Genomic DNA, 11,621 nt, shown 5'->3' with positions numbered 1-11,621 from the left:
CTATTCAATAAATACAGAGCTCATACTTACACTTCCCATAACTACTTCATCATTAAATAAACTTATATGGTCACTTTTTGAATCATATATAGCTAAACTATATAATAAAGGTAAAAAATGTTCTGGTGTTGGTATTGCTAATCGCAAAGCTTTATTACTATGATAATTAAACAAAAGATTGAAATCTCTGTTATTTATATATTCGTTTATAGTATGCCTAGCTTCAATAGCCCAATCGTAAACGGTATCCTTTTCAAAACTTAATAGACCTAGATTATGAACTGTATTGCCACTTCCCACAATTAAAACACCCTTATACCTCAAAGTTTCTAGTTGCTTTGCCAGTTCATAATGGGATTTTGGTGTTCGGTTATAATCCAAACTCAATTGGATAACGGGTATGTTTGCCTTTGGGTATAAGTGTTTAATAACACTCCAAGCCCCATGGTCCAAACCCCAATCGTAATCCATATCAACTGAAACAGGAGCCAATAACTGTACTGTTTCCTTAGCCAATTCCGGACTTCCTTGCACTGGATATTGCACATTATATAACTCTTGAGGAAATCCACTAAAGTCATGTATGGTTCTTGGCATATCCATTGCTGTTACTTTGGTGCCTTTGGTTTCCCAATGTGCAGAGATACATAATATGGCTTTGGGTTCAGGAATATTCTTGGCAATACCTTTAAATCCCTGAACAAATCGATTATCGGAAATAGCATTCATTGGACTACCATGTCCTAAAAATAATACTGGCATTTTTAAAGTGGTCTTCCAGTCCTTCGAATATTTGTATAAATCATTTAAGTCCATAATTATAACACAATATAAGAATTATATAATAGCTATAAATAAACTAGCGACCTATAAACATTTCAATAAAATTTATTATAACACCCTTAATTAGCATTTATTACCATACCAGATCCCGATATATTACTTTGGATTGATGGAATTCCTTTATAATAAACATCACCACTTCCTTCAATAACAACATCTAAACTATTTAATGCATTTATTTCGCAATCTCCACTACCAATAATATCAACATTGCAATTTGTAACCATAAATTGAAAGCCTTTAAATATTCCTGTGCCTTCATTCTCTAAAATTAAATTATCAGCAGTCCCACTCATAGTGATATCCCCCGTACCAGAATTATAGACCCTAAAACTTCCACTCTCATTAACATTTATAATATTAATTTTCCCTATACCTTCATTTTTAATAGCATTTAAATGCTCTACTACAATATTGGCCTTTAAATTAAGGTAACTATAATTATGGCTATCGTCTAAGTATAATTGCAACTCATTATTAACCACTTTGGTGGTCACATAATCAATAATATTATCATCTGCAATAATTTCAACAGACTGAAAATTGCCTTGTGTAATATTTATATCAAAAACCCCTCTAGAACTTACCTTATTAAATGCCGAAACTGTTCTTGTTTCTGTAATTAAATTTCCGGACCCTGAAACAACATCATCTGCTTCACAAGAAAACAATACATAATTGATAGTCATTAATACATAAATAACTTTTTCTATTTTCATTCTAATTCTATTTTAAATTTGAGTTCAAAACTATTTGAACTAAAATAGAATTACATTGATATAAATCAAGATTTATTTGATCGCAATCGAGAAAGCGTTTCTGGAGTAATGTCTATGTAAGATGCAATAATATGGTGAGGTATTCTATTGAAAAGCTCTAAATTGTTTTTACAAAACTCTTCAAAACGTTCAGCTGCACTTTTGGTGAGTAATGCTATTTCTTTATTGTGCTTTTCTAGTATAAATTTAACAAATTGTGTGTTTCTAAAATCGGCTAGTTTAGAATTTGTTTTAAAAAGAGCTTCAAGCTTTAAAGATTCCCAATAAATTAAATCACAATTGGTTAAACATTGACAATAAATATAGCTAGGCATATTTTTAAAATAGCTTACTATGGAACTATAAAAAAAATCGTTTTCTTTAGAGATTCTTATGGTCTTTTCCTTACCCTCTGGAGTAATCACATAATGCCTAGTTACTCCTTTTTTAACAAAAAAAACTTTATTAGATGTTTCACCTTGCCTAATTATAAAATCTCGCTTTTTATAACGTATTGTGTTGCCTTGGCTTAAGAGTAGATCGAGTTCTTCCAGCATATCCAAATTTAAGGAAAATGCACTTTAATTTTTTGAATTAAGCCTTTATATTAAAAAAGTAATTTATAAAGAAGCTATAATCATTGCAGAACCAGTTTTTAAAACAATATCCTTTGTAGCTACGTACATATTCCCCTGTTTTTCTAGTTTAAGTATTCCTTTATATCCAATACGATCCAATTTTTTTCTACAACGACTAGAAATTGCTGGATCATCATCAAAAATAAATGCATCGAAATCATATTCTGGCTTACCAGGCTCTTTTATTACAGGAAGTATTTGCTTCATACCCAAAGTACGGGGATATGTAAGTGGTACATAAGGTGCTCCTGGTATAAAGGTATAAAATGTATAACGACCGTCTTCATCCGTTTTTACCCAACCCCTATGCTCAACATACTTTTTTCCATTCTCCTTATTGGTTTTAAAGTGTCCTTCTTCACTAGGCTGATAAATGTATAAAATAACATCCTTGGCAGGAGTAATACCATCGTTGTAGTAAATAGTCCCCGTGATTTTTAGTTTGTTTTCTTGATCTTTAAAACTTGGAATAGTATCTGTATTGTTCAATTGCTTTTCGTAATAATCATAAAGCGGACTCTCTTTTTTATCCCCTGAAGTTTCCTGGGCAAAAAGCTTATTTGTAAAACTTAATACAACTATAAAACATATTAGGGCTATCTGTTTTTTCATGGTAAACACATTTACAATTGTTCATTAAAACTATATATTTCAATGCGTTAACACCTAAAAAATCACATGAACTTTAAAAATACACGATGAAATGAACAAATCCCTAATTATGGTCAAAATAGTGGTTTTCGTTCGTCGGATAAAATGGTTTTTTAACCTAATTTATTTGTATTCAAATACAATATAAATGACTATTCTGTAACTGTCTTAATAATTCCAGAATACCTAATTGGTAATCTAAATGATCCGTTAAGTAATAAATCTGTTTTTTGGTTAGGGAATACCCTTAAAAACACATTGTATCCTTCTATCCCATCTTTTGCATCAAAGTTGATGCTGTAACTGCCATCCTTGTTATGTGTAGACTTATAATTTTTAATAACCCCCTCAAGTTTAATTACCCCATCATCATTTGAGCCATACCCAGCCAGCATTGTACGTTCACCAAAAAAAGGCAAATAAGAGCTAATACTATCATTTGAAAGTTTTAAAAAATTAATATTACCAATTAAGTTAATGCCGCTTGAGTTGCTCCCTGGTTGTAATAGACCAGAATTCATAACTTGTTGTACTGCATTGGTAACTTGAGGATAGGCCCAATTTGATTCAATTTTAAATTGTCTGCTTTCCAATAGCATCTCCATAGCTCTTTTTTGTTCATCTGTTACGTGTTTTGATGCCGAACATGAAAACATTATAATAACAACAATGAATATATATGTTAACGGAAGTTTCATTTATTTAAAATCTTTAAAAGAAATCTAATTTACAAAATATAGAAGATTTTAGTGCCCCATAAACAACAGAGCGATTGACTTTTAAAAAATTATATTACAGATATCGATAAAATACGTAAACAACGGGATAAAAAACATAAAGTCAACTATTTAACGAAATTTAAAGTCGTCTATCAATAAATTTTGTTTTCAAAAACATCTTGAAATAGCTTTAAAATACCAAATCATAAAAACCTATCATTATGGATACCAATTTTTCTTTATTCAATCAAATCAACAGTTTGTCTTATTGGTTATTACTTGAAAGCAACTACAAAAGTTCTGTAAAGCTAAATGCAGATGACGATTGCTATTTTATCTCTGTTAAAAAAGGTCATGAAATTTTATATGCCCATGAGATTGCTAACTTTAGTAAGAAAAACAAGCAATATCTTCAATTTGAATTGGCTGCTATTGTTAATCACTTATTACATATTAAAGACAGTGTAACCTTTAACCGTAACAAAAGTGCTTAATTAATTAGCATATCGCTTACTGCATTAATCCAATCGTCTATATTAGTTTCATTGGTATTAAAGGCCTTACTCCTATTTCCGTAAGGTGCATATACTAGTGGATTGGTTACTGAAAAGAATCCAATGGTTGGAGTTAACGAAGCACTTGCCAAATGCATAACCCCATTATCGGCAGCGATAAAAATAGAGGTGTTTTTTATAATAGCTCCCATTTCCCTAATATCCTTACTATAAAAATGTGGTGCCCTAAAATTAATCTTTGAAATATTTTCTATTGGCAACATTTCAACAATATTATAATTTGGATATTCCTTTAACAGCCTATTGTAAAATGCTTCCCACCACATTTCAGAATAACATTTTGCCCCTGTGGCATTGGTATAAATACAAATGGTTTTTTTATCGTTCTTAATTAGTTCATTAAGTATCTTTTTGCCATTAGCAATTTCTTCATCATTTAATTTAATATCTAAAAAAGGCACATTACTAGTGGTTTTTTCAAAACCAGACAAATTTAAATAACGCCTCAAATTATAGACTGGATATTTAGATATATGCTGATAATCAGGATATTCTTTTTGAATATCTTCATGGACCTCACCAAAAACCTTAAACCTAGCATTACTAAATTGAGTAAGCAACCGGCCAGAAGACGAGTTTTTATCTGCATTAATTACTAAATCGTAACGTCTACGCCTTAAACCAAACCATTTAGCAATATATTTTAAAAGATTGCTAAAAGGCTTCTTTGGTAACTGAATAATATGTTCAATTTGATTATAATTTTGAAATACTGGATAGGCTACTCCACCTTTTACAAATAAATCTATTTTACAATTAGGAAATGTATTCACAACCTCTTGTACTAGCGGCGTTAACAATAATTGATTTCCCAAACGGTGATTAGGCCTTACAATAAGCACTTTTTTTATATCTTCAATTTTTAAAGATCCTGGTTGAGGCGCTTTATATGAGCTTCCAACATTTTTAGTTATGCTCTGCATCATGCGCCTTCTTATGCTGTTAATTTGTCTTTTAAAGGTCATTTTAGTTATTAAAAAGAGGGTTGTTTTAGCTTGCAAAAGTACAAAGATGTCACTAGGCAGCAAACATTTACAGTCCCAACATATTGATAAATACGCTCTATAAAGTACATGTTTTCTTTACCTACCTATACCCCTTGGTTTAGTAAGTACACGTTTAGAATTGATGAAATATACTCCTGTAAGTAAAATAACTGCCGCAATAATGGACTGAAGAGTAATTTGTTCATCTAAAATCCACCAGCCCAGAATCATCGCAATTATTGGATTGACATAGGTATTGGTTGATACTTTTTCTGGTGAAACCACTTTAAGCAAATAATTGAAGGCTGTAAAAGCAATGATACTACCAAATACTATAAGCCCAAGCATGGACCATTGTACATTTGTACTCCATACTGATGGCCACGTCCAAGTTTCTCCAAAACACAAACTGGCTATTACCAACATAATACCTCCTGTTAGCATTTGATAACCAGTATTAACAAAGTAATTTGAGGGCAAATCGGCTTTACCCACAAATAAACTTCCATATGCCCAACTAATCATACAAACAAAAATCATGAGCATCCCTATAATTTGGTTTTCTTGACTTATTAGTTCTTTCTGGCTAACCAGAAGGTATATTCCAACACAACCTAAAACCACACCTATAAAAGACATAGCCGATATTTTTTTACCCTGTAGCAACCACATTAAAATAAGAACCACTAAAGGTTGTGCCGATATTTCCAAAGCCGTAAAACCACTGTCAACAAATTTAAGTGCCCATACTACCACCCCATTACCAAAAGTTAAAAATAAAAACCCTGCTATAATGGTATTTTTAAGCTGAGCTCTGGTGATGGATATATTAACCTTGAGCATTTTAGCTATTATAAAAATAAAAATACCAGCTACAAGAAACCTTATAGCAGCCAATTTAAATGGAGGCAATTCAGCAACTGCTATTTTATTCAAAAGATACGTTGAACCCCAAATAACATAAATAGCAAAAAATGCTAATACTATGCTAACTGTTTTACGAGATACTTCCATATAAAAAAATCAAATAAAAAAATTATAATGAAACCAAAATGCTTTGAATATCTGTAATGTGTCATAATGCAATAATATTGGGTTTTGTCATTCCAACAAAAGGAAGAATCTATGTGATAATCTAAAGATTCTTCACTACGCTTTGCTCGTTCTGAATGACAGAATGTAAATTATTACTAATAACGGATATTCAAATTTTAATCATCAAAGTTTACGTGTAACCATTGAAAAACAATATAATTAACACATAAAATTTTACTTGGTAAAAGTACGCTTATTTTTTAAGGTTGAATTCTATTCTTTAGATATTATTTATACCCAAAAATATAAGTGGTAATTGTAAAATCTATTATTTATAGAAACCCTTTTTGGTTGAAGTATATTAAGAAAGTATTTCGTCTAAACTTTCATTTTTGATTTAATTAGTCTTTTGGTGCATAACCATGAACCATTTCAAAAACATCATCGAAATTTAACCGCAAATAGGCATTCAATTTTTTTCGGTAATCCCCTTTAAGCCATTCCACAAAATTAAAGGTACTCTTACTAATACATTTTGTATACCTACCTATTCTAAAGTCAATATCATCCCCTAATTTTTTAGCCAAAGCAATCGCGTCGTATACATCTTCACTGTTTTCTACACAAATTTTAGCATGCTGTTCTATGGATAGCTCTAATACTGCTTTTGATGATTTACCCTTTCTAATACAATCTACATAGGTTTTTTGGACATCGAAATACACCTCTTCAGAATTTGAAAACTCAGCGCGCAACTCATCTGGCATTTCATATCTGAAGTTACTTTCAAGCTCTTCGTCACTTAAAAGGGAATCTAAATAGTAATTTGGTGACTTAAAGATGCGTTGCCAATCCAGATTATCTCCCCAAGGGCCGAAACGATGGAAATTATTTCCTAAATCTACCACCGTAAACGTGTTTTTGTTCTTTAATACCCTCGACCCTCTACCAATCATCTGGTAGTAAAGCGTTAAAGACTTTGTTGCCCTGTTTAAAATAATACTTTCAACAGTTGGTTCATCAAACCCTGTTGTTAAAATACTTACTGACGTTAAAATGGCGTCCGGGGTGTTTTTAAACCATTTTAAGATCGTGGCCCGTTCCTTTTTGGTATTGGTGTTATCGAGGTGTGCAATTTTGTATCCTGCCCTTCTAAAGGTTTCGTAAACGTACAATGAGGTGTTGATACCATTGTTGAAAATTAAGGTCTTCTTGCCTTTTGAACGCTCTTCGTAAGCCTGTATAAGTTTAGACAACATATCATCGGCTGTATATAAATCTTCCGATGATTTAACGGTATAATCCCCATTGGCTCCAACAACCAAAGAGGTTAACCCCACATTATAGGAATACATTTCTGCACGGGATAAAAAGCCATTTTGTATTAAAGATTCTATACTTTCCCCAACTATAAGCTCGTCATAATTATCGGTCATAGGGAGTTCAATACTAGAGCTTAAGGGTGTTGCTGTAACACCTAGAATAAAAGACTGGCTAAAAAACTTAAATAATTTGGTAAACGAGTTATAATGCGCCTCATCAATAATCACTAATCCAATATCGGAGATATCCAGTTTATCGTCATTCAAACGGTTGTTAAGGGTTTCTACCATGGCAACAAAACAACTATACTCACCTTGATCACTAAGATCGGCCTTACTGTCTACCACTTTATTAACCACTCCAAACTCCGTGAGCATTTTAGAGGTTTGCTTGCAAAGCTCAATACGGTGGGTCATCACCAAAACCTTTTTATTATGGTGCTTTAGGTATTGCCTAACAATCTCAGAAAAAATTACCGTCTTTCCGCCTCCAGTGGGTAATTGGTATAACAAGTGATAGTCTTCTGGAGACTCTTCAAAAGCCTTAAAAATTTTATTTATTGCTCCCTTCTGGTAACTGTATAAATCCTTACCTGTTTTGCGTTCTTCTAGTTCAAATGTTGAAACACCCATAAATAAAATTGTAATGTGCAAAAATAACACCTTTAAAAGGTTTTTAAAGAATGAATGGAAGTAAAATTATTTAAGAGCCTAATTAAATTTCATCTTTAGCCAAATAATACTCCTTTTTATACCACTTTTTGTTGTGAATCAGTAATATTTTAAGTCAAATCATTCTAATATGGAATATACTGAATATGCTATAATGCAGTAAAATTAGATTTTGTCATTCCGACAAAAGGAGGAATCTCTTTGAAAATCAAAAGATTCTTCACTACGCTTTGCTTCGTTCTGAATGACAGAACGCAACTTATTACTAATAAGCAATATTCAATTTTATTATGAAGATTAAGATCATGCAATTACATTACTGATATATTGTCAAAATGTAAAACGGGAAGTATTTAGATTCTATATTAAGCTCAATTTTCCAATTAATTAGACTCCTATTTGATAGTGATAAGATTTAAGGAACTATTGAGTACTTAGTTATTTGTTCCCTACTTTTCCATTGATAAAAACCCTTCGACTGCGCTCAGGGTAAACCAAGCTAAAAAATCTAGGCTTACGAGGATATTACTTGTAATAGAACGGGGTTTATCTCAGTCTTATAAAAATAACTTGCACTAATGTCATGCACTATCCATACACTATCCATACTTAAGCCATACACTAGCTATATAGGAATTATTTCCAATGTCTCTATTCTAAAATGACTGCAATTTTGTTCAAAAAAGCTTAATTAGCTAACATCTAACTTGTTAACTTTTACGTATATGTAGGTTTATTTCTCGATAAAATGCATATATTTATATTCTTAATCCTACAAATTAAAACATTTTATCGATTAAAATCACTTTTATTCGTTTAAATGTTAATATTTTATAACTTTACCTAGAATATAACCTACTTGATTATGAAAAGATTATTACTATTAATTTGCATTACAGGTGTAAATTTTTATTTAAATGCTCAATGTGACGACACTCTTCCTGTATTAGAAACCTTTGATACAGATGTAATTAATGTATGCTGGGATATAGAAGACCAAGATGGGGATAGTAATAGTTGGTCTTGGTGGGAGTTTTCTTCATATTATGGTGGACATAAAGTAATTGCTTCTTATTCCTTTTCTAATTTAACACCAGATAACTGGGTGAAGTCTCATGCCATAGATCTAACATCGTTTGCTCCTGGTGATAATATTACACTTACTTGGAAAGTGAGAGGTGAATTGTCCTATGCAGCACATGAATATTATACTGTTTTTGCGGCCACTGGTAACCAAATTAATGATTTTATGTCCAGTCCAGTTCAACGAAGTGAGTATACTGACGAAGTTGGTGGAGCTGGAGTTTTTGTAAATCGAGATATTGATATTTCTAGCTTAGCAGGTAACATGGTCTATGTCGCATTTAGACATCATAATACTACTGATCAATCCGCCATTAATATTGATGAATTATCAATTACAACTGCTGGGTCACTAGGAATGGAAGATCTTGATAACAATTCATTTAAACATTATTATAATAGGGATAATGACGTGTTAACTCTTAAATCGTCAACTAAAGCTATAAACAATGTTGAAATATTCAATATTTTAGGTAAAAAAGTATTCTCTAAAAAGTTAATAGGTTATGAAGAAACATTGAATCTTTCAACATTTAAAGATGGTGTATACATTGCACGCGTTGGTTTTGAAGATGGAAGTCGTTCAATAAAATTCATTAAGCACTAATCGAATATCAAAAAGAGCCGCTATAAGCGGCTCTCTTTTTAATTTAAAATGAATGTTTATTATTCTATTGTTATTGTGGACTATAAGATACTATTTTCTTAACAGCAGTACCTTTATTAGTTGATAGTCTTACAAAGAACATTTGGTTATCTGTCCTTGAAAGATCCAACTTAGCCGTTTCCACAGTGCCTTTAATATATTGCGTATTCTCAGCTTTTCTGATTAACGCACCTTTCATATCGAATACTTCAATATTAACATCGGTATCGTAATCAAATGAATACTTAATATTCACTTCCTGATCGAATGGTACTGGATAGGCTGTAAAGTCAACATCTTTAGTAGAAGCCATTTTTGCTTCGCCTCCACAATTGATTCCTAAGTCAACATTATAAGTATTTCCATCATCAGTCCATGGTCTGTCGCTACACTTACATAGCTCTTCACAAGTCACAGCGTGAGCAATTACATAAACTGAACCATAGACATCATTGAAGGTAACAGATATACCATTAGAGTTATCTAATGACCCTGAGTTAAAGGTATATTGACCTGGTGCCACCGTTGGTGTTCCATTCTTTTCTGGATACATATCACAACCTACATACACATGAGCCTCCTTCATACCATAGCCTTCATTGATGTTATAGGTAACCGTGATTTCTCCTTCTATAGAATAATCTACAGTAACACTACCAACGAGTGTTCCTTTGTTCTCATAGTCACAATGTGCTGCTCCTGCATATAATGGCAATTCAGAAGAATCACCTTCGTCATAAGCATTAGTCCATCCCCAACGTTTAAAGTCAGGAATAAAACAGCTCGCTGTTTCCATATCCATAGCAAAGGCTGTTTCACAATTGTCGTACTTATCAAACTCTCTAGTTACAGTACAGGTTTCAGTAGTTTCATTACCGCAACCATCTGATACTGTAAACACATAATCTGCTAACTCAGCACACATATCTTCACGATACCTAATGTTTGTTGGTCCAGCTGTTAATGTTCCTCCGTCTAAACAATTATCTGTCCAACTTGCGGTTAACTCGGCTGGGAAGCCATCATTACAAATAGTCATCGGTTCTGGACAAGTAATTACTGGTGCAGTTTCATCTATAACTGTAACTACTTGAGTTGCTGTTATCGTTCTACCACATTCATCAGTATAACTGAAATGAACATCAAACTGTCCACAGTTTCCGTCAAATGGATCTGCTATGCCCATTACCGAACCGCTGATGTCACAAGCGTTCGTTCCAGCTCCATTGCTATAAGATAAACTTCCAGGTGTGAAAGAACCTAAATCCTCACAGTAGATATTAATATCATCTATACTATCAAAACTGGCCGCTGGCACTGGGTCTACGGTTATTGTTCTGCTATGGCTGATCTCACGCTCACAATCATCTACATAAGTCCAAGTCTCGGTATAGCTACCGCCACACTCGTTATGTGATCCTGTGATTACGCCTACTACTGAACCACTGATTTCGCAAGCTCCTGTTGTAGCTCCATTGCTGTAGCCTAAGCTTGTGCCACTTGGTGGTGCATCGTCGCAAGCCATGCTCGTGTCTCCTGGCATCTCCACAAACGCTGCTTGTGGCGCTGGGTCTACGGTTATTGTTCTGCTATGGCTGATCTCACGCTCACAATCATCTACATAAGTCCAAGTCTCGGTATAGCTACCGCCACACTCGTTATGTGATCCTGTGATTACGCCTACTACTGAACC

At 32.9% G+C, this 11,621-nt stretch carries 11 protein-coding genes; 2 read left to right on the top strand and 9 right to left on the bottom strand.

Annotated elements, in window-relative coordinates; all coding sequences use genetic code 11:
* From ygiD to MR053_RS09355, 5 genes are all read right to left on the bottom strand, one after another.
* Window positions 1-816: a 4,5-DOPA-extradiol-dioxygenase gene (ygiD, locus tag MR053_RS09375; protein WP_242132188.1), complete on the bottom strand. Its 816-nt coding sequence runs from the start codon at window positions 814-816 to the stop codon at window positions 1-3.
* 86 nt (window positions 817-902) lie between these two features.
* Complete coding sequence (locus tag MR053_RS09370; RefSeq protein ID WP_242132187.1) at window positions 903-1,562, bottom strand: head GIN domain-containing protein; 660 nt, start codon at window positions 1,560-1,562, stop codon at window positions 903-905.
* Window positions 1,563-1,627: 65 nt separating this feature from the next.
* On the bottom strand, window positions 1,628-2,158 hold the full coding sequence (locus tag MR053_RS09365) for a Crp/Fnr family transcriptional regulator (protein WP_242132186.1): 531 nt from the start codon (window positions 2,156-2,158) through the stop codon (window positions 1,628-1,630).
* Between the two features lie 63 nt (window positions 2,159-2,221).
* Entirely contained in the window at window positions 2,222-2,851 is a 630-nt protein-coding gene (locus tag MR053_RS09360; RefSeq protein ID WP_242132185.1) for a peptidase associated/transthyretin-like domain-containing protein, read from the bottom strand.
* 191 nt (window positions 2,852-3,042) lie between these two features.
* On the bottom strand, window positions 3,043-3,588 hold the full coding sequence (locus tag MR053_RS09355) for a DUF4251 domain-containing protein (RefSeq protein WP_242132184.1): 546 nt from the start codon (window positions 3,586-3,588) through the stop codon (window positions 3,043-3,045).
* Between the two features lie 242 nt (window positions 3,589-3,830).
* Between MR053_RS09355 and MR053_RS09350 the strand changes: the two genes are divergently transcribed.
* Entirely contained in the window at window positions 3,831-4,103 is a 273-nt protein-coding gene (locus MR053_RS09350; protein ID WP_242132183.1) for a hypothetical protein, read from the top strand.
* On the opposite strand, the gene MR053_RS09345 is transcribed toward MR053_RS09350, so the two are convergent.
* The 3 genes from MR053_RS09345 to MR053_RS09335 form a co-directional block, all read right to left on the bottom strand.
* Entirely contained in the window at window positions 4,100-5,149 is a 1,050-nt protein-coding gene (locus MR053_RS09345) for a glycosyltransferase family 9 protein (protein WP_242132182.1), read from the bottom strand. The genes MR053_RS09350 and MR053_RS09345 overlap by 4 nt on opposite strands.
* A gap of 117 nt (window positions 5,150-5,266) precedes the next feature.
* Window positions 5,267-6,184 (bottom strand): EamA family transporter, encoded by a 918-nt coding sequence (locus MR053_RS09340; RefSeq protein ID WP_242132181.1) that lies wholly within the window; start codon window positions 6,182-6,184, stop codon window positions 5,267-5,269.
* 422 nt (window positions 6,185-6,606) lie between these two features.
* The gene (locus tag MR053_RS09335) at window positions 6,607-8,160 is read right to left on the bottom strand and encodes a DEAD/DEAH box helicase (protein WP_242132180.1); all 1,554 of its coding nucleotides are present in this window, start codon (window positions 8,158-8,160) and stop codon (window positions 6,607-6,609) included.
* Window positions 8,161-9,064: 904 nt separating this feature from the next.
* On the opposite strand from MR053_RS09335, the gene MR053_RS09330 reads away from it, so the two are divergent.
* Complete coding sequence (locus MR053_RS09330) at window positions 9,065-9,889, top strand: T9SS-dependent choice-of-anchor J family protein (RefSeq protein ID WP_242132179.1); 825 nt, start codon at window positions 9,065-9,067, stop codon at window positions 9,887-9,889.
* A 70-nt stretch (window positions 9,890-9,959) separates the two neighbouring features.
* Here MR053_RS09330 and MR053_RS09325 read toward each other — a convergent pair.
* Window positions 9,960-11,621 (bottom strand): T9SS type A sorting domain-containing protein (locus MR053_RS09325; RefSeq protein ID WP_242132178.1); only part of this gene is annotated, 1,662 nt, incomplete at its 5' end.

The organism is Aestuariivivens marinum (genome assembly GCF_022662175.1).
In the GTDB taxonomy this organism is placed as follows: domain Bacteria; phylum Bacteroidota; class Bacteroidia; order Flavobacteriales; family Flavobacteriaceae; genus Aestuariivivens; species Aestuariivivens marinum.
This window is presented reverse-complemented; position numbering and strand designations above follow the sequence as displayed.